Origin of the sequence: Streptomyces iranensis, assembly GCF_017874715.1 — a bacterium.
In the GTDB taxonomy this organism is placed as follows: domain Bacteria; phylum Actinomycetota; class Actinomycetes; order Streptomycetales; family Streptomycetaceae; genus Streptomyces; species Streptomyces iranensis.
In genome coordinates this window covers 50,138-68,292 of sequence record NZ_JAGGLR010000018.1, presented here as the reverse complement: position 1 = coordinate 68,292, position 18,155 = coordinate 50,138, and the positions used below count along the sequence as shown (strand labels likewise).

15 protein-coding genes and 2 tRNA genes are annotated in these 18,155 nt (G+C 72.2%); 12 read left to right on the top strand and 5 right to left on the bottom strand.

Annotated elements, in window-relative coordinates; translation table 11 throughout:
* The first annotated feature begins 111 nt into the window (after positions 1-111).
* The 3 genes from rsfS to J2Z30_RS30530 all read left to right on the top strand — a co-directional run bounded on the left by rsfS (position 112) and on the right by J2Z30_RS30530 (position 1,347).
* Positions 112-552, top strand: a complete 441-nt coding sequence (rsfS, locus tag J2Z30_RS30540; protein WP_044575389.1) for a ribosome silencing factor — start codon at positions 112-114, stop codon at positions 550-552.
* Entirely contained in the window at positions 549-1,202 is a 654-nt protein-coding gene (locus J2Z30_RS30535) for a histidine phosphatase family protein (RefSeq protein WP_044575393.1), read from the top strand. Before rsfS ends, J2Z30_RS30535 begins: the two co-directional genes overlap by 4 nt.
* A 72-nt stretch (positions 1,203-1,274) precedes the next feature.
* Positions 1,275-1,347, top strand: a tRNA-Ala gene (locus tag J2Z30_RS30530).
* Positions 1,348-1,369: 22 nt separating this feature from the next.
* Here J2Z30_RS30530 and J2Z30_RS30525 read toward each other — a convergent pair.
* Positions 1,370-2,323 carry a helix-turn-helix transcriptional regulator gene (locus J2Z30_RS30525; protein ID WP_107073358.1) on the bottom strand — a complete coding sequence of 318 codons (954 nt, stop codon included), beginning with the start codon at positions 2,321-2,323 and terminating at the stop codon, positions 1,370-1,372.
* Positions 2,324-2,506: 183 nt separating this feature from the next.
* Between J2Z30_RS30525 and J2Z30_RS30520 the strand changes: the two genes are divergently transcribed.
* The 8 genes from J2Z30_RS30520 (at position 2,507) to J2Z30_RS30485 (ending at position 13,898) form a co-directional block, all read left to right on the top strand.
* The gene (locus tag J2Z30_RS30520) at positions 2,507-4,147 is read left to right on the top strand and encodes an MFS transporter (protein WP_044575399.1); all 1,641 of its coding nucleotides are present in this window, start codon (positions 2,507-2,509) and stop codon (positions 4,145-4,147) included.
* A gap of 242 nt (positions 4,148-4,389) precedes the next feature.
* Complete coding sequence (locus J2Z30_RS30515; protein WP_044575402.1) at positions 4,390-4,623, top strand: hypothetical protein; 234 nt, start codon at positions 4,390-4,392, stop codon at positions 4,621-4,623.
* A 101-nt stretch (positions 4,624-4,724) separates the two neighbouring features.
* Positions 4,725-4,797, top strand: a tRNA-Ala gene (locus J2Z30_RS30510).
* A 275-nt stretch (positions 4,798-5,072) separates the two neighbouring features.
* Positions 5,073-7,949 carry a leucine--tRNA ligase gene (leuS, locus tag J2Z30_RS30505; RefSeq protein WP_044575404.1) on the top strand — a complete coding sequence of 959 codons (2,877 nt, stop codon included), beginning with the start codon at positions 5,073-5,075 and terminating at the stop codon, positions 7,947-7,949.
* Between the two features lie 117 nt (positions 7,950-8,066).
* Positions 8,067-8,831 carry a hypothetical protein gene (locus J2Z30_RS30500; protein WP_044575407.1) on the top strand — a complete coding sequence of 255 codons (765 nt, stop codon included), beginning with the start codon at positions 8,067-8,069 and terminating at the stop codon, positions 8,829-8,831.
* A gap of 187 nt (positions 8,832-9,018) precedes the next feature.
* Complete coding sequence (locus tag J2Z30_RS30495) at positions 9,019-9,864, top strand: DegV family protein (RefSeq protein WP_044575412.1); 846 nt, start codon at positions 9,019-9,021, stop codon at positions 9,862-9,864.
* Positions 9,865-10,206: 342 nt separating this feature from the next.
* Entirely contained in the window at positions 10,207-11,253 is a 1,047-nt protein-coding gene (locus J2Z30_RS30490) for a ComEA family DNA-binding protein (RefSeq protein ID WP_308280124.1), read from the top strand.
* Complete coding sequence (locus J2Z30_RS30485) at positions 11,250-13,898, top strand: ComEC/Rec2 family competence protein (protein ID WP_044575414.1); 2,649 nt, start codon at positions 11,250-11,252, stop codon at positions 13,896-13,898. The genes J2Z30_RS30490 and J2Z30_RS30485 overlap by 4 nt, the downstream gene beginning before the upstream one ends.
* 367 nt (positions 13,899-14,265) lie before the next feature.
* Here J2Z30_RS30485 and J2Z30_RS30480 read toward each other — a convergent pair whose 3' ends face one another.
* The 3 genes from J2Z30_RS30480 to J2Z30_RS30470 form a co-directional block, all read right to left on the bottom strand.
* A complete protein-coding gene (locus J2Z30_RS30480) occupies positions 14,266-15,048 on the bottom strand; it encodes a DUF899 domain-containing protein (RefSeq protein WP_044575417.1) in 783 nt (260 codons plus the stop codon).
* 112 nt (positions 15,049-15,160) lie between these two features.
* Complete coding sequence (locus J2Z30_RS30475) at positions 15,161-15,703, bottom strand: MOSC domain-containing protein (protein WP_078956888.1); 543 nt, start codon at positions 15,701-15,703, stop codon at positions 15,161-15,163.
* Positions 15,704-15,759: 56 nt separating this feature from the next.
* Positions 15,760-16,056 carry a hypothetical protein gene (locus J2Z30_RS30470; RefSeq protein WP_308280122.1) on the bottom strand — a complete coding sequence of 99 codons (297 nt, stop codon included), beginning with the start codon at positions 16,054-16,056 and terminating at the stop codon, positions 15,760-15,762.
* 44 nt (positions 16,057-16,100) lie between these two features.
* Between J2Z30_RS30470 and holA the strand changes: the two genes are divergently transcribed.
* Complete coding sequence (gene holA / locus J2Z30_RS30465; RefSeq protein WP_044575426.1) at positions 16,101-17,090, top strand: DNA polymerase III subunit delta; 990 nt, start codon at positions 16,101-16,103, stop codon at positions 17,088-17,090.
* Positions 17,091-17,175: 85 nt separating this feature from the next.
* On the opposite strand, the gene J2Z30_RS30460 is transcribed toward holA, so the two are convergent.
* Entirely contained in the window at positions 17,176-17,937 is a 762-nt protein-coding gene (locus tag J2Z30_RS30460; RefSeq protein ID WP_052701587.1) for a hypothetical protein, read from the bottom strand.
* Positions 17,938-18,155 lie beyond the last annotated feature (218 nt).

The following is an 18,155-nucleotide window of genomic DNA, read 5'->3' as shown; positions in this document are numbered from 1 at the left end:
TCTCCCCGGGCACTCCGGGCGGTCGTTCCTCGGCCGCCCGGCGTGACGGTGGGGCGTGAGACCCTGGGGGGAGCCAGATCTTCGAGGTACCACCGACCGAAAGCCTTGCCTGTGACCGCCACGGACCGCTCCATCGAGCTCATCAACGCCGCCGCCCAGGCGGCCGCCGACAAGCTCGCGCACGACATCATCGCGTACGACGTCAGCGATGTGCTCTCCATCACCGACGCCTTCCTGCTGGCCTCGGCGCCCAACGACCGCCAGGTCAAGTCGATCGTCGACGAGATCGAGGAGCGGCTGAACAAGGACCTGGGCGCCAAGCCGGTGCGTCGCGAGGGCGACCGCGAGGCCCGCTGGGTGCTGCTGGACTACGTGGACATCGTGGTGCACGTCCAGCACAGCGAGGAGCGGGTGTTCTACGCCCTGGAGCGGCTCTGGAAGGACTGCCCGCAGCTGGAGCTCCCGGCCGACGCCGAGGCCACCCGTGGCAAGGCGCAGGAGTACGCGCAGGCGCAAGGCCCGGACGGCGGCGCGGGCGGTGAGCTGAGCTGAACGGCATCCAAGGCGCCCGTGGCCGCCGCATCGTCCTGTGGCGCCACGGCCAGACGGCCTGGAACATAGAACGCCGCTTCCAGGGCTCCCTGGACATCGAGCTGACCGACACCGGTGTCGCCCAGGCGCACCGCGCGGCCCGGCTGCTGGCAGCCCTGAAGCCGGACGCGATCATCGCCTCCGATCTGAGGCGGGCGGCGGCCACGGCCGCCGAGCTGTCCGCCGTCACGGGTTTGTCGATCGCGCATGACGCGGGCCTGCGGGAGACCTACGCGGGCAAGTGGCAGGGGCTGACCCACGAGGAGATCATCGAGCGCTTCGGCGAGGAGTACGCGGCGTGGAAGCGCGGGGAGCCGATCCGGCGCGGCGGCGGTGAGCTGGAGACCGAGGTCGCCGACCGGGCGGCGCCGGTGGTGCTCGAGAGCGCCGACAAGCTGCCGGACGACGGCACGCTCGTGGTGGTCAGCCACGGCGGCACGATCCGCACCACCATCGGCCGGCTGCTCGGCCTGGAGCCCCGGACCTGGGAGGCGCTGGGCGGCCTGTCCAACTGCTGCTGGTCCGTTCTGGGCGAGGGCGCGCGGGGCTGGCGGCTCCTGGAGCACAACGCCGGGTCGCTGCCCGAGCCGGTGCTCGGCGACGACGACTGAGCGGATTTCCTTTCCCGGCAGGTCACCGGCTATGCTCCTTCTCGTTCGAAGCGCTCCGGCGCGGAGAAGAGCGGGGCTATAGCTCAGTTGGTAGAGCGCCTGCATGGCATGCAGGAGGTCAGGAGTTCAATTCTCCTTAGCTCCACAGGACCAGGATCCCGTCTCCCTCACAGGGAGGCGGGATCGCTGCTTTCCGCACCGCTTCCGCCCCGGGTCTCCGCCGCGGCCCTCTCCTCCCGCAGTACGGAGAGCGGCTTGGCGTGCATCGTGCAGCCGATCAGCGGGTCGTGAAGGAGGCGCACCCGCCGCACATGGTCGCGGCTCTCCTCGTCGCAGGGCGTGTAGACCACGATCCGGGTCTCCGGCACCCCGCTGACCTGCATCGAGGTCGAGGTCAGCCGGATCTCGCCGACCGAGGCGTGCCGCACCACCTTGATCCGGGAACCCGGCGGTGCCACGTCCCCGCTCTGCCATAGCCGGGCGAAGTCGTCGCTGGCCTCCAGCAGCCGGGCGATGAAGTCCTCCCAGGCGGGCTCGCCCACATGGCGTCCGTACCCGCCGCGCAGCGTGGCCACCAGGAGCGGCAGCTCCTCGGCGAGGTTCACATAGGGGGCACAGCAGCGGCGGGCCACGAACAGCTGCCACAGGGCGTTCCGCTCGGAGGCGGCGGAGAGCAGCATCTCCGGGAACAGGCCGCCGTACGCGGCATTGGCGGCCAGGACGTCGTAACGGGCGTTGTAGACCACCGCCGGGAGCGGGTCGACCGCGTCGATGATGCCCTGCACCTCCGGGCTCACGCTGCGTGGATCGCGCTCCCGGCCGGGCACATACGGCACCTCAGCCAGGTGGTAGAGGTGCTCGCGCTCGGTCTGGTCCAGCCGCAGGGTGCGCGCGACCGCGTCCAGCACCTGCACGCTGGCGTTGATCGGGCGGCCCTGCTCCAGCCAGGTGTACCAGGTCACGCCGACGCCGGAGAGCTGGGCGACCTCCTCACGGCGCAGCCCCGGGGTGCGGCGCCGCAGGCCGGGTGCCATGCCCACGTCGGCGGGGGTCACCCGGGCACGGCGGCTGCGCAGGAAGGCGGCCAGCTCGGGCCTTCTGCGCCGAGTGTTCGCGGTCATGGTCGCTCTCCCCATCCCCCGTGCCGTCGGGCCGCACGGTCGGTCCCCCGCCGAGCCGTACGGTTCCCCCGTCGAGCCGTACGGTCCCATGCTCCCGGGGGCGGCGGGCGGCTGCCAGGTGCTGCCACTACCAGCATCGGCGGGCTCTCGTTACCGGTATCCGCCCGGCCACAGGCTCGACCCATGAAACACACCACCCCGACCACCCTCCCTCCGACGGGGGACCTCGGTGGATCCAGTAAAGGCCAGGCCACTGACAACCGGGCCACTGACAACCGGGCCGCTGACAACCGGGCCAATGGCAGCTCGGCCGCCGACCACCGGGCCGCGCGGCGCCCTGCCCCCCGGCGCCCTGTCCTCCGGCGCCCTCCGCGCCCCGGCTGGCTGCTCGCGATCGTCCTCACCGGCCAGCTCATGGCCGTCCTCGACGTCTTCATCGTCAATATCGCCGCCCCGACCGTGCGTGCCGATCTGCACGCCTCCGGCGCCGGGCTGCAGCTCGTCATCGCGGGCTACACCGTCTCCTACGCCGTGCTGCTGATCACCGGTGCGCGGCTGGGCGCTCTGATCGGCCACCGGCGGATGTTCCTGACCGGGCTCGCGGTCTTCACCGGCGCCTCGCTGGCCTGCGGGCTCGCCGCCACCACCGGACAGCTGATCGCCTTCCGGTTCGTCCAGGGCGCGGGTGCGGCGCTGATGCTGCCGCAGGTGCTGAGCCTGATCCAGCGGACGTTCACGGGCGGTTCGCGGGCACGGGCGCTGGGCGCGTACTCCGCGGTGCTGGCCTCCGGCGCCGCCGGCGGGCAGATCCTGGGCGGGCTGCTGGTCGAGGCCGATCTCCTCGGCTCCGGCTGGCGTCCGGTCTTCCTGGTGAACGTGCCGATCGGGCTCGCGCTGCTGGCCATTGGCCCGCGGCTGCTGCACGAACCGGCCGATCCGCCGCGTCCCGCCGAGGCCCAGCGCCCGGCCGACGCGCCGCGCCCTCGCGGGGAGGGCGCGGCCGTCCGCCGGAGCGGCCTGGACCTGCCCGGACTGGTGCTGCTCGCGGCCGCCGTGCTGCTGTTCACCGTGCCGCTGGTGCTCGGGCAGGAGCGGGGCTGGCCGCTGTGGTGCTGGATCACGCTCGGGCTGAGCGCGGTCCTGGTGGCGCTCTTCGCCGCGTACGAGACCCGGCTGGCCCGGCGCGGCGGTGCGCCGCTGATCTCCCCCAGCGTGGCGCGGGCACCGGGGATACCGCTCGCGGTGATCCGTATCGCACTGGGGATGGCGGCCAACGCGGGGTTCCTGTTCGCCCTGACCCTGCATGTGCAGGGCGGGCTCGGCTACAGCCCGCTGCGGGCGGGGTTGACATTCGTCCCCACGGCGGTCGCGTTCGGCGTCGTGGGCCTCAACTGGCAGCGGCTGCCCGCCCGCTGGCACGCCGCCACCGTCCCGGGCGGATTCCTGCTGGCGGCCGCCTCGTTCACCGGGGCCGGTCTGGCCCTGCGCGACGGTACGGACGGCGGCCCATGGCTCCTCGTCGCCCTTACGGCCTCCGGCGCGGGGCTCTCGCTGGCCTACAGCCCCCTGCTCACGCGGACGTTGGCGACCGTAAGGCAGCAGGACGCGGCGGACGCCAGCGGGGTGCTGGTGACTGCGGCTCAACTCGGCCTGCTCACCGGCGTCGCGGTCTTCGGGGCGGTGTTCCTGAGCGCTGCGGACGGTACGGTGCCCAGTGCGGGTGCCTCCGCGGACGCCCTGTGGGTGACCTGCGTCGCCTTGGCCGGGGCCGCGCTGTGCGGAGCGCTGATGAGTCTGGTGAGACGAGTGGGGCATCTCCGCTGACCTGCGCGTCGTCCCGTGGCAGAATCGGACGGCCGGAGGGGGATGGGGCCGACACGTCCGATGGGGAGGGCAGGTGGGATGCGGACCAGCATCCTCGATGCGATCGAGGACCCGTCCCGCAGGGCACGAGCGGGCATCGTGTGCCCGTCCTGCGGCTCCGGACACGTGGCACAGGTCCTCGGTGACAACGGCGGTGTTTCCTACGTGTGTACGGCCTGCGGCCATAGCTGGAGCTGAGTGAGATGGGAGCCCACAGCCGGAAGTGCGACTGGTGCGGCACCGGTACACCGATCGTCCGCGACATGGAGCCGCTCAACTCCGACTACCAGTACTGGTGCGCGGAGTGCGCACGGGCGCTGATCATCAGGGGCGATCCCATCGAGACCTACCGCGAGCTGGAAGGGGAGCCGATCTACGGCCGGCTCCTCGACGACCACTGCACGCTGAAGCGTTTCTATTCGTTCGCGACGGCGTAACGGGGATCTGCTCCGGCCTCCGGCTAATCGATTTGGCGGAAGGCCGGGGCGTCCGTGTAATGTAGGCGTCGCCGCCGGGGAAACCAGGCGGAGCGAGACCTGGGGCTATAGCTCAGTTGGTAGAGCGCCTGCATGGCATGCAGGAGGTCAGGAGTTCAATTCTCCTTAGCTCCACATCAAGGAGGCGGGTCGTCCGTAAGGGCGCCCCGCCTTTTGCGTCGCGTGACGAGGGACCGCCTCCGTGCGGCCCGTCTGCGCCCTGCGGTAACCTGGCCCCATGCGTGCCGTACGCCTTCTGCTTAGCGGGCCGCGCTGATCAGTACCAACCGAGTACAGCTCCGGTCGGTATCAGCGCGGCGTCCCCTCCTGTGCGAGGGGTCTTTTTGTTTCGGAAGCAGGGATCCGCTGCGTTGCCGCAGGCAGAGACGACCGATGGAGCTTTGAGGACCATGAGCGAGACCAATGCCGCGGCCGAGGTGGCCGCGCCGCACCGCTACACGGCCGCCCTGGCCGCCGACGTCGAAGCCCGCTGGCAGGACTTCTGGGACGCGCACGGCACGTATGAGGCGCCCAATCCGAGCGGCGACCTGGCCGGCGACGCCGAGGCCGTCGCCCGGCCAAAGAAGTTCGTCATGGACATGTTCCCGTACCCCTCGGGCGCGGGACTGCACGTGGGCCATCCGCTGGGCTACATCGCCACCGATGTGTTCGCCCGCTACCACCGCATGACGGGCCACAACGTCCTGCACACCCTGGGCTTCGACGCCTTCGGCCTGCCCGCCGAGCAGTACGCGGTGCAGACCGGCACCCACCCGCGGGTCAGCACCGAGGCCAACATCGAGAACATGCGGCGGCAGCTGCGCCGGCTGGGCCTGGGTCACGACAACCGCCGCTCGTTCGCGACGATCGACCCGGACTACTACAAGTGGACCCAGTGGATCTTCCTGCAGATCTTCAACTCCTGGTACGACCCCGAGGCGAAGACGGCGCGCCCCATCGACACCCTGGTCCAGCGGTTCGCCTCCGGTGAGCATCCCACCCCCGACGGCCGCCCCTGGGCCGAGCTGACCGAGTACGAGCGCGCCGACCTCCTGGGCGACTACCGCCTGGCCTACGCCTCGGACGCGCCCGTCAACTGGTGCCCCGGCCTGGGCACCGTGCTGGCCAACGAGGAGGTCACCGCGGACGGCCGCTCCGAGCGCGGCAACTTCCCGGTCTTCAAGGCCAAGCTGCGCCAGTGGAACATGCGCATCACCGCCTACGCCGACCGGCTGCTGGACGACCTGGACGAGCTGGACTGGCCCGAGGCCATCAAGCTGCAGCAGCGCAACTGGATCGGCCGCAGCGAGGGCGCCCGGGTCGACTTCCCGGTGGCCGAGCACCCCGACGCCAAGATCACGATCTTCACCACTCGCCAGGACACCCTGTTCGGCGCCACCTACATGGTCCTGGCACCCGAGCACGGCCTGGTGGACGAGATCGTCCCGGCCGCCTGGCCCGAGGGCACCCACGACGTCTGGACCGGCGGCCACGCCACCCCGGCCCAGGCCGTCGACGCCTACCGCAAGCAGGCCGCGGCCAAGTCCGACGTCGAGCGGCAGGCCGAGGTCAAGGAGAAGACCGGCGTCTTCACCGGCGCGTACGCCGTCAACCCGGTCAGCGGTGAGCGGGTGCCGGTCTTCATCGCCGACTACGTCCTGATGGGCTACGGCACCGGCGCGATCATGGCCGTCCCGGCCCACGACGGCCGTGACTTCGCCTTCGCCCGAGCCTTCGAGCTGCCCATGCGCTGCGTCGTCGAACCCTCGGACGATCGCGGCACCGACCCGTCCACCTGGGACGACGCGTTCGGCTCGTACGATGCCAAGATCGTCAACTCGGTGGGTGACGGCATCTCCCTGGACGGCCTGGGTGTGACCGAGGCCAAGGCCCGGATCACCGAGTGGCTGGAGGCCCGCTCCATCGGCGAGGGCACCGTCAACTACCGGCTGCGCGACTGGCTGTTCAGCCGTCAGCGCTACTGGGGCGAACCCTTCCCGATCGTCTACGACGAGGAGGGCGTGGCTCACCCCCTGCCCGAGTCGATGCTGCCCCTGGAGCTGCCCGAGGTCGAGGACTACTCGCCGCGCACCTTCGATCCGGACGACTCCGACACCTCCCCGGAGACCCCGCTGTCCCGGAACGAGGAGTGGGTCAACGTGGTGCTGGACCTGGGTGACGGGCGCGGGCCGCGGCCGTTCCGCCGCGAGACCAACACCATGCCCAACTGGGCCGGCTCCTGCTGGTACGAGCTGCGCTACCTGGACCCGCACAACAGCGAGCGGCTGGTCGACCCCGAGGCCGAGCGCTACTGGATGGGGCCGCGCGAGGGGCAGCCGCACGGCGGTGTCGACCTGTACGTCGGCGGCGCCGAGCACGCGGTGCTGCATCTGCTGTACGCGCGGTTCTGGTCCAAGGTGCTGTTCGACCTGGGGCATGTCTCCTCGGTCGAGCCGTTCCACAAGCTGTACAACCAGGGCATGATCCAGGCGTATGTCTACCGGGACAGCCGCGGTATCGCCGTCCCGGCCGCCGAGGTCGAGGAGCGGGACGGCGCCTATTGGTACAGCGGCGAGAAGGTCTCCCGGCTGCTGGGCAAGATGGGCAAGTCCCTGAAGAACGCCGTCACGCCGGACGAGATCTGCGCCGAGTACGGGGCCGACACGCTGCGGCTGTACGAGATGGCCATGGGCCCGCTGGACGTCTCGCGGCCCTGGGACACCCGCGCGGTCGTCGGCCAGTACCGGCTGCTGCAGCGGCTGTGGCGCAATGTCGTCGACGAGGGCACCGGAGAGGTCACCGTCGTCGACACCGAGCCCGACGAGGCGACGCTGCGCGCCCTGCACAAGGCGATCGACGGCGTCCGGCAGGACATGGAGGGTCTGCGCTTCAACACCGCCATCGCCAAGATCACCGAGCTGAACAACCACGTCACCAAGGTGCGCGAGGTGCCCCGCTCGGTGGCCGAGGGGCTGGTGCTGCTGATCTCGCCGCTGGCCCCGCATGTCGCGGAGGAGCTGTGGCGCAAGCTGGGCCACTCCGGGTCGGTCGTCCATGAATCCTTCCCGGTCGCCGATCCGGAGTACGTCGTGGACGAGACCGTCACCTGTGTGGTGCAGGTCAAGGGCAAGGTCAAGGCCCGGCTGGAGGTCGCGCCCTCGGTCTCGGACGAGGAGCTGGAGGCGCTGGCGGTGGGTGACCCGGCGGTCGTGGCGGCGCTGAACGGCGCCGGCATCCGTAAGGTCATCGTGCGCGCGCCGAAGCTGGTGAACATCGTTCCGGCCTGATCGGCTTCTCACGTGTGGGCGGGTTGGGGGTTCATCAGGAACCTCTGACCCGCTCGCCGCGTTTACGCTGAGAGGACGACCGCCACCGTGCCGTGACCGCCGCCCCAAGGAGCGCACATGGAAGCCATCTGGATCCTGTTGACGCTTTTCGTCCTGATCATGCTGGCGGGGGTCTATGGGGTCGTCCGCGGGGTCAGGGCGGCCAAGCGCGGTATCGACCGTACGGTGCAGCAGGCCCGTGTCACGGTGGAGGAGACCAGACTCCGGGCCCGGCAGCTCGCCCAGCCTGGCCCGGCCGGTGAGCTCGCCCAGCTGCGGCTCTCCCTGCGCGGCTCGATGCGCGCCACCGGGCAGGCGCTGCAGGCGGCCGCTCCGCAAGACCGCTCCCTGTCGGAGTCGTTGGGCCTGTTCCAGCGGCTGAGCACCCATGCGCTGGACCTCGAAGCGGATCTGAAGCGGCTGGAGCAGGAGCCCGACAGGGCCAGGCTCGCCGCCCTGCTGCCCGAGATGCGGGAGCGTACACAGCGGATCACCCATTCGGCCGACTCGCTGCGCTGGGCGGTGCAGGAGCGGACGCATCGGATGGCGCACGACGATCTGGACTCGCTGGGCCGCGAGATCGAGATGGAGGCGGGGGCGCTGCGGCACTGGACAGCGGTGGAGCCCGACGAGCCGCTGGCGGCGCCCGAGGCGGGTTCACGGCCTGGGCCCGAGGCGGGGGTGCGCCCTGGGTCCGAGGCGAGGATGCGCCCTGGGTCCGAGGCGGGGCAGGAGCCGGAGCCGCCCCGGCCGTCGCCATCGCTCGGGACGAGGCCGAATACGGAGCCCCAGGCGTGGCAGAAGCCCTGGCAGCAGTCCCCCCGTCCCGAGAACACGGCCTGAGAACCGGGGAACCCGGGAACCCGGGAATCCGCAACCCGGGAACCCCTGGAACCCCGGAACCCCGGAACGAACCCGGTCTGAGAACAGGATCTGAGTCACGTCTGAACAGGGCATGATCGGCAAGGCAATTGATCACCCGGTGGGGTCGCGCTGTCGGCAGGCGCCATCCCCCGATAACCTCCCAGTCATGTCCCGCCATGTCGCGATCGTGACCGATTCCACGGCGTACTTGCCGCAGGATGCGATGGAGCGGCACCGCATCACCGCCGTGCCGCTGACGGTGGTGCTCGGAGACCGGGCCCTGGAGGAGGGCACCGAGATCTCGGCCCGGTCCCTCGCGCAGGCGCTGCAGAAGCGGAAGCCGGTGACGACGTCCCGGCCCAGTCCGGAGATGTTCGCGGCCGCCTACCGGGCCGCGGCCGAGGAGGGCGCGACGGGCATCGTCTCCCTGCATCTGTCGGCCGAGTTCTCCGGCACCTACGACGCGGCGGTGCTCGCGGCGCGGGACGCGCCCGTTCCGGTGCGGGTGGTGGACAGCGGAATGGTCGCGATGGCGCTCGGCTTCTGCGCGCTGGCGGCGGCCGAGACGGCGGAGGGCGGCGGCACGCTGGACGAGGCCGTGGCGGCGGCGGAGAAGCGGGCCGACGGCACGGCCGCCTACTTCTACGTCGACACCCTCGACTACCTGCGGCGCGGCGGCCGCATCGGCGCGGCCCAGGCCCTCCTCGGCTCGGCGCTCGCGGTCAAACCGCTGCTCCAGCTCGACGAGGGGCGGATCGAGCTGCGGGAGAAGGTCCGCACCGCCTCGAAGGCCATCGCCCGGCTCGAGGAGATCGTGGTGGAGCGGGCCGGCCGGAGCCCGGTGGACATCGCGGTGCAGCACCTGGCGGCGGGCGAACGGGCGGCGGCGCTCGCGGAGCGGCTGCGGGAGCGGGTGCCGGGGCTGGCGGAGCTGTATGTGAGCGAGGTGGGTGCGGTGATCGGGGCGCACACCGGGCCGGGGCTGCTGGGGGCGGTGGTCTCTCCGCGATAGCGGAGGGTGGGGGAGGCTCTTCACCCGGCGGGGTGACGGAGTTGTCCACAACGCGGGGGTTATCCCCGGAAATTGATGCGGACCAGCGCGATCGGCTCCACGTGCCTACCGTCAGGTGGCATGAGGTCACGATCACGCACAGTAACCACGGGTCCGGGGCGGGGCCGCCATCGCGACGGCGGGGCGGGCCGCCGCCCACGCCCGCCGTCCGGCACGAGTCTGGTCAGCGCCGGAAGCCGCCACCGCAGCGCCCACGGCCAGCCGCACCCTGCCGCATCCTCACGCTCGAGCCGTGCGGCGGCGCTCTTCGCCACGGCCTCGTCGGCGCCTCGGGCGTCCCCGGTGGCGGTCGGGTCCATCGCTCTGGGCAGCAGGGACGGACCGAAGGGCGTCGCGGGGTCGGCTGTGGCGGCGGAGGAGGCACGGAACGAGGAGCCGCCCGAGGACGGGCTCGAGGAGCCGCCCGAGGACGGGCACGAGGAGGGGCCCGAGGACGGGCACGAGGAGGGGCCCGAGAACGCGTCCAAGAGCGCGTCCAAGAGCGCGTCCGAGAGCGCTCCGCTGCGCAGACGCGACCGGGCAGGGCTGGCCCTGCGCGAGCGGCTGCCGTTGTGGCTTCAGCTGCGCTGCGGCATGGAGCTGAAGACGGTCGCCGCCCTGGTGATCGCCCTGCTCACCGCGGTGGCCTTCGCGGCCTACCACTTCTGGACCGGCCGTCCCCAGACCGTGCGCGCCCCGGACCCGGAGCCCCCGCGCGCCGCACCCTCCGAACCCGGCCCGACGCCGGGCGGGCAGCTCACCTCGTCCGGCGGCGGCCGGAAGGTCGTGGTGGATGTGACGGGCAAGGTCCGCCGCCCCGGCCTGCGCAAGCTGCCGCCCGGGTCGAGGGTCGCCGACGCCCTGGAAGCGGCGGGCGGGGTACGGCCGGGCGCCGACCTGAGCGGGCTGAACCGCGCCCGCCCGCTGGTGGACGGGGAACAGATCGTGGTCGGCGCCCCCGCGGCCGGACCACCGGCGCCTGGCGCGGCGGCCGGTGGCTCGAACGCACCCAACGCACCCAACGCACCCAACGCACCCAACGCGCCCAACGCGCCCAACGCGCCCAACGCGCCCAACGCACCCAACGCACCCAATGGGCCCAACTCGCCCAACGGGCCAAACGCACCCAACGCACCGGCCGGGCCGGGGGCACCCGGTGGCCCGATCAGCCTGAACTCCGCGACCGCCGAACAGCTCGACACCCTCCCGGGAGTCGGCCCCGTCCTGGCCCGGCACATCATCGACTACCGCACCCAGCACGGAGGTTTCCGCTCCATCGATGAACTCCGCGAGGTGAACGGCATCGGCGAGCGCCGGTTCGCCGACCTGCGCCCGCTGGTTCAGCCATGACGTCCGCGCAGCCCCCGCGCACCCGCGCCCCGGTCCATGCCGCAGCCGCGTCCCCACGCGGTGCGTCACACCCACGCCAGGAGGGCCCGCCCGACCTCCGCCTGGTACCACCGGCCCTGGCCGCCTGGGCGGCCGCAGCACTATCCCTGGACGCATCACCCCTGGCGGTGGCCCTCGTCTGCACAGCGGCCACCCTCGTAGCGGCGGCCCTGCTTCTCCGGACCCGCCGACGAGCCCCGACACCGGGCGACCGACACCACGGCCCACCCCGCCCCCGGCACGGACCGGACACGCCCTCACCGGCACCGCTCCCGAAAGGTTCCAACCTGCCGGGACGGCAAGCCACTTCAACGCCACGCGCCGCCGCCTGGCGTGGGCGCCGTATGGCAGGAGCGATCGCCGCGGTGTTGTTGTGCGGGGCCGCCGCGGGGGCGGTCGCCGGGCTGCACGGGGCGGACGTACGCCGTGGCCCCGTCCCCGCACTCGCCCGGGGGTACGCGGAGGCCACAGCCGAGGTGACCGTCACGGGGGACCCACGGCTCACTCGGCCACGGGTACGGGGCGCGGCGCTCGCGCCCGTGTCCGTGGTCCTGGAAGCGGAGGCCCACCAGGTCACTGGCCCTGGCGGCACCATGACCACCACCCGCACGCCCGTTCTGCTCACGGTCCACCCCAGGTCCGGCAGGGAGCGGACGGCCTGGCTCGGGCTGCTGCCGTCCACACGTCTGCGCGTCCACGGCCGTCTGGCCCCGCCGGTGCGCGACGGGGACCGTATCGCGGCCGCAGTGCGTGTGAGCGGCGGGCCCCCGAGGGCCACGGGCCCGCCCAGCGTGGTCCAGCGGTTCGCCGGGCGGCTGCGCGCCGGGCTGCGCACCGCGACCGACGGACTCTCCCCGGACGCGCGGGCGCTGCTCCCCGCGCTGGTCGTGGGGGACACCTCACGGGTGCCGCCCGAGCTGGACGAGGCGTTCCGGGCCACGGACATGCTGCACCTCATGGCCGTCTCCGGCAGCAATCTGACACTGGTCCTCGCACTGCTCACGGGTCCGTCGCAGCTGGCCGGGCGGGCCGAGCGGCGCGGTCTCGCGGGCGCGCTCGGCATCCGGCTGCGCACCACCGCCCTCCTCGGCGGCGGGCTCACGCTCGCCTTCGTCATCGTCTGCAGACCCGAACCGAGTGTGCTGCGCGCCGCCGCCTGCGGGCTGATCACCCTGCTCGCCCTCGGCACCGGCCGCCGCCGCTCCCTGCTCCCGGCCCTGGCCGCCGCCGTCCTCGTGCTGGTGCTCTACGACCCCTGGCTGGCCCGGAGCTACGGCTTCCTGCTCTCCGTACTGGCCACCGGCGCCCTGCTCACCATCGCGCCGGGATGGAGCGCGGCCCTCCAGCGCCGTGGCGTACCGCCCCGGGTGGCCGAGGCGCTGGCGGCCGCCGCCGCGGCCCAGGCGGTCTGCGCACCGGTCGTCGTGGTGATGGCCGCGCGAGTGAGCCTGGTGGCGATCCCCTGCAACCTCATCGCCGAGGTGGCGGTAGCCCCCGCCACCGCTCTCGGCTTCGCCGCGCTCGCGGCGGCCGCCGTCGCACCACCGCTCGCCCAGTGGATCGCCTGGCCGGCGGGCTGGCCCGCCGAGTGGATCGCCCAGGTGGCCCGGACCGGCGCGGCGCTGCCCGGAGCCGAGGCGGACTGGCCGGACGGCTGGACCGGCGCGCTCCTGCTGGCCACCGTCACCCTGGCCGTGGTCCTCGTGGGCCGCCGACTGCTGCGCCACCGCCTACTGTGCACCGTATGCGCACTGCTGGTGCTGCTGGCCGTCATACGCCCGGCGCCCCTGGCCCGGGTCATCACCGGCTGGCCACCGCCCGGTTGGCGGATGGTGGCGTGCGATGTCGGACAAGGTGACGCCCTGGTCCTGGCCGCGGGCCCCGGCACGGCCGTCGTCGTGGACACCGGCCCCGAGCCACGAGCCGTCGACCGCTGCCTGCGCTCCCTGGGCGTCGTCCGGATCCCGCTCCTGATCCTGACCCACTTCCATGCCGACCATGTGGCCGGGCTGAGCGGTGCGTTACGAGGCCGCACGGTCGGCGCGATCGAGACCACCGTCCTGGAAGAACCACCAGGCCAGGCCGAGTTCGTACGCCGCAAGGCCCGGTCGGCGCATATCCCGGTCATCCCGGCGCGGCCAGGGGAACGACGACGCTTCGGCCCGCTGTCCTGGCAGGTCCTCTGGCCCCCGCCGCCACCCGGCCCGACCGCGACCGAGGGCCCGAACGACGCAAGCGTCACCCTCTTCGTCCGCACGGCGGGCCTGACCCTGCTCCTCCTGGGCGACCTCGAACCTCCCGCCCAGCAGGCCCTGCTGACGACGCATCCGGCCCTTCCCGAGATCGACGTTCTCAAGGTCGCCCACCATGGCTCGGCCTACCAGGACCCACAGCTGCTCCGACGCCTCAGCCCCCGCCTGGCCCTGATCTCCTGCGGCGCAGACAACCCCTACGGCCACCCCTCGCCCCGCACCGTCGCCTCCCTGCGGGCCCAGGGCGCCGCCGTACTGCGAACCGACACCGACGGCTCCATCGCGGTCACGCACGAGCGGGGCCTGCGCGCGGTCCTCGGAGGCCGTGGCGGGGGCACGCAACGGTCTGCCTGAAACACCCCAACTACCGATCAATGCGGGCGGGTTGTACCTTTGAGTCTGTCACCACGACTGGGCGTGGTTCCTCACCGCCGCCAGGTTGGCCTGACCTCGAAGGGGGAGGGACGGGCCTACCGCAGAGGGCGGTGGGTTGAACCCCTTGGAGGTGGTGATGGTGGTCGGCTTCTTCAGGTCGTCCGGCACAAAGGAAAAAAGGTGGCGCGGCGGTCTCGTGGAGCGCTTCGCGGTGTCCCTGGTGGCGCGAGCCGTCTGGGCAGCGATCGTTGAGGCTCTACGTCACGACTAGGCGGTTTCGGCCGCGAGTAGGGCGCCAGAGGTCTTCCCTTCGACCCTGGCGCCTCACTCATGTCCGCGGCACGCGTCAGTGGTGGTGGCCGTGGCGGCCGAGGGTCTCCACGGGGGTCGCGCCGGGGCGGGTCCACTGCGGCACGGGGCGGCTGGTCGGGCCCCAGGTGGCGTTCCCGTCCGCGTCCGAGCGCCAGGACCAGCACGGGCCGCGCCCCTCGGGACGGCCCTCGGGGTTGTCCTCCCACGCCTCGCCGCGGCCGTAGGGCGTCATGTCGAGCAGGCCGAGAGACCCGTTGACCCGTTCATTGCCGCGGCCCGTCGTGGAGTAGGTGAGGAACACGCGGTCGCCGTCGCGCAGGTAGCAGGTGAGGTAACCCATGTCACCGCCGGCCGGTCCGTCCACGTCGCGCACCGAGTACCAGGGCTGGGTGTAGCCCATGAACTCGACGTAGGAGGCCACCTCGTCCCAGCGGCCTGTGGTCAGGACGGCGAACGAGACGCCGCGCGCGTTGAGGTAGTCCGCTTCCCTGAGGTGCCAGGCCGTGGTGGTGCAGCCCTCGCACTGCCCCTGGTGCGGTGCGCCGTCGTACCACATGTGCTTGTAGACCACGAGCTCGTCGCGGCCCTGGAACAGGTCCAGGAACGGGACCGGGCCGTCGGGTCCGACGACCTCGACCGTCCCGTCGAACTCCACCATCGGCAGCCGGCGGCGGGCCGCGGCGATGGCGTCGCCCTCGCGGGTGTGGGCCTTCTCGCGGACCAGCAACTCGTCACGGGCGGCCTGCCAGGTGGCCAGGTCGACCACGGGCGGGCGGCCGGGCAGCGCGGTGGTCGGGTCGTCCGGTGTGGCCGTCATGGTGTCCTCCGTGGTGTCTCGTACCGGGCAGCGTCGTACGGCGTTCTACGACGGTCACCAGAAGAGACTCCCGGCCCGGCCGGAACTCATCGCGACAGGGAGAACCCCGCCCTCAGACGCGGTCCAGGGGGCGGTGGGGTTCGGCGGGGAGCTCGGCTTGGATCAGGTCGCCAGGGCGGACCGTGCCGCCCTCCCGCACGACGCTCATGACTCCGGCCTTGCGGATGACGTTCCCGGCCTCGTCGCGGCCGACGACCTGCTTCAGGAGGCCGTTTTGGAAGTTGTCGATCTGCAGGCAGGGGTTGCGGAGGCCGGTGACCTCCAGCACTGCCTCGTCGCCGATGCGCAGCAGGGTGCCGACGGGGAGGGCGAGCAGGTCGATGCCGCGGGTGGTGATGTTCTCGCCCAGGTCACCGGGCAGCACCTTGAAGCCCTCCGCACCGACCTCCGCGAAGAGTTCTTCGTGGATGAGGTGGACCTGGCGCAGGTTCGGCTGGGTGGGGTCCTGGGCGACGCGGGAGCGGTGTTTGACCGTCACGCCGGCGTGGACGTCGCCCTCGACGCCGAGGCCGGTGAGCAGGGTGATGCTGTCCTGGTTCGGTTTGGTGAACGAGTACTCGCCGTTGCTGCTGACTGCCGTCACAGTTCCGCTCATCCTCGGAGCCCCCTGTCTTCCGCGACCATGATTGGTTACGGCACCAGTCTCGGACACTATTCGGCCTCCAGCCAGCCGTCGTACTCGTCCGCGAGCGCGTCCAGCGCCGTCGCGTCCAGCCCGCCGTCCGGGTCCTCGATCACCACCAGCCACTGGGCGTCCTCGGCGTCGTCCTCGCCCGCCAAGGCGTCCCGCACCAACTGGGGCTCCTGGGTGATGCCGAAGCGCTCGGGGAGGGCCTCGGCCACCTCCTCCGCCGCGTCGCGGTCGGGGAGCACCAGGATGTGCCGGGCATGCCGGGCGTGCCGGGCGCCGGTCAGTCCTTCATCGATCACCGGAACATTGTCGGACATCCGGGCGGCGGGGCTGTCGGTGGTCCGTGGGATGCTGGACCGCGATGGCCAGGAAGACGACGACCGACGATCCACTCGCCCCGGTGACCCTCGCCGTGGGCCAGGAGGAGCTGCTGCTCGACCGCGCCGTGCAGCAGGTGGTGGCGGCCGCCCGCGCGGCCGACCCCGACACCGATGTGCGCGACCTCATGCCCGACGCGCTCCAGCCCGGCACCCTTGCCGAGCTGACCAGCCCCTCGCTCTTCGCGGAGCGCAAGGTCGTGGTGGTGCGCAACGCACAGGATCTGTCGGCCGACACGATCAAGGATGTGAAGGGCTACCTCGGCACCCCTGCCGAGGAGATCACCCTGGTGCTGCTGCACGCGGGCGGGGCCAAGGGCAAGGGGCTGCTCGACGCCGCCCGTAAAGCCGGGGCGCGCGAGGTCGTCTGTCCGAAGATGACCAAGCCCGCCGACCGGCTGGCGTTCGTACGGTCGGAGTTCCGCGCCACCGGGCGGTCCGCCACCCCCGAGGCATGCCAGGCCCTGGTCGATGCCATCGGGAGCGATCTGCGCGAGCTGGCCAGCGCGGTCTCCCAGCTCGTGGCCGATGTCGAGGGCACGATCGACGAGGCCGTCGTCGCCCGCTACTACACGGGCCGTGCCGAGGCGTCCAGCTTCACCGTCGCCGATCGCGCCGTCGAGGGCCGCGCGGCCGAGGCGCTGGAGGCCCTGCGCTGGGCCGTCTCCACCGGGGTGCCGCCGGTGCTGATCACCAGCGCTCTGGCCCAGGGCGTCCGCTCCATCGGCAAGCTGGCCTCCGCGCCGCGCGGCGCCCGCCCCGGCGATCTCGCCCGTGAGCTGGGCATGCCGCCGTGGAAGATCGACCGGGTGCGGCAGCAGATGCGCGGCTGGTCGGCGGATGGCGTGGCGATCGCGCTGCGCGCCGTCGCCGAGGCCGACGCGGGGGTCAAGGGCGGCGGGGACGATCCGGAGTACGCCCTGGAGAAGGCCGTCGTCACGATCGCTCGCGCCGCGCGGGCGGGCCGCCGCTGACCGAAAGCCGGGTCCCGGTGCAGGGGGCGCGTTTCGTCCGGCCCGTTGCGCGCTCTGATCGGTGTGCGTGTGGCGCCCTTACTCCTTACTCCTTCATCTTCTCCAGCGTCGCCTTCGCGCTCTTCCTGAGCATCTCGGTAGCCTCCTCAGGCGTCTTGGCCGAGGCGCTGGACGAGGTCGACACATACTCCGACCAGGTCGACTGATAGGTCATCCAGCCGTCCCGCACGGCGAGGATCACATAGGCGCCGGTGTTGGAGGTGCTGCTCTTGCTCTCCTGCCGCACCACATACGCCTCTTCGCCCAGCCCCCTGACCGGGCTCACCTCATAGCTGTAGGTGGACGTCTTCTGGTCCTCGTACGCCCGGTACTGGGCCTCGAACTCGGGGCCGGGGTCGGTCTTCTTGTGCAGTGACGCCGTTGTGTAGAGCCACACCGAGGAGTAGTCGCTGCTGCTCGCGCCGCTCGGCTCGAAGTCGATGTTGCAGGTCATGGAGTCCAGCGCGGGGTTCTCGGAGCTGCTGTGCTGCGGGTTCGACGACGAGCCGCTCTCGTCCTTCTGCTCATACCCCGAGTCCTCGAAGGCCTGGGAGTCCGTCGAGCCGCACAGGTTGGTCGTATAGCGGTAGCCCGCGAGATCGGCCTCGGCCTCGTTCCCGTCGAAGCCTCCCGTGGCGAACAGCACCCCGGCCCAGACCGCCGAGGCGACGACGACCCCGCCCAGCCCCCACAGCCAGCCCTTGCCGCCGCCCCCGCCCCCGGCCCCGGGACCCATGAGAGGCGCCCCGGGAGGCGTGCCCGGTGCGCCCATCGGGCCGTAGCCGCCGCCCAGGGGGACGGAAGGCATCGTCGGCTGGGCGTACGGATTGTGCTGGGGCGGCTGGGTCTGGGGCGGCACCTGCCCGTACGGACCGGGCGGCGGCGGGCTCTGCGGCGCGCTCTGCCCCGGTCCCTGCGGCGGGCTCTGCCCCGGTCCCTGCCGCGGGCTCTGCCCCGGTCCCTGCGGCGCGCTCTGCGCCGGGCTCTGCTGAGGCGGCTGAGGCGGTTGGGGCGGCTGAGGCGGCC

Excerpts from the sequence above, each read along its gene's own strand:
- J2Z30_RS30525 (WP_107073358.1), bottom strand. The coding sequence starts at position 2,323 with ATGACCGCGAACACTCGGCGCAGAAGGCCCGAGCTGGCCGCCTTCCTG.
- J2Z30_RS30520 (WP_044575399.1), top strand. The coding sequence starts at position 2,507 with ATGAAACACACCACCCCGACCACCCTCCCTCCGACGGGGGACCTCGGT.
- J2Z30_RS30515 (WP_044575402.1), top strand. The coding sequence starts at position 4,390 with ATGGGAGCCCACAGCCGGAAGTGCGACTGGTGCGGCACCGGTACACCG.
- leuS (WP_044575404.1), top strand. The coding sequence starts at position 5,073 with ATGAGCGAGACCAATGCCGCGGCCGAGGTGGCCGCGCCGCACCGCTAC.
- J2Z30_RS30500 (WP_044575407.1), top strand. The coding sequence starts at position 8,067 with ATGGAAGCCATCTGGATCCTGTTGACGCTTTTCGTCCTGATCATGCTG.
- J2Z30_RS30495 (WP_044575412.1), top strand. The coding sequence starts at position 9,019 with ATGTCCCGCCATGTCGCGATCGTGACCGATTCCACGGCGTACTTGCCG.
- J2Z30_RS30485 (WP_044575414.1), top strand. The coding sequence starts at position 11,250 with ATGACGTCCGCGCAGCCCCCGCGCACCCGCGCCCCGGTCCATGCCGCA.
- J2Z30_RS30480 (WP_044575417.1), bottom strand. The coding sequence starts at position 15,048 with ATGACGGCCACACCGGACGACCCGACCACCGCGCTGCCCGGCCGCCCG.
- J2Z30_RS30475 (WP_078956888.1), bottom strand. The coding sequence starts at position 15,703 with ATGAGCGGAACTGTGACGGCAGTCAGCAGCAACGGCGAGTACTCGTTC.
- J2Z30_RS30470 (WP_308280122.1), bottom strand. The coding sequence starts at position 16,056 with ATGTCCGACAATGTTCCGGTGATCGATGAAGGACTGACCGGCGCCCGG.
- holA (WP_044575426.1), top strand. The coding sequence starts at position 16,101 with ATGGCCAGGAAGACGACGACCGACGATCCACTCGCCCCGGTGACCCTC.
- J2Z30_RS30460 (WP_052701587.1), bottom strand. The coding sequence starts at position 17,937 with ATGCCTTCCGTCCCCCTGGGCGGCGGCTACGGCCCGATGGGCGCACCG.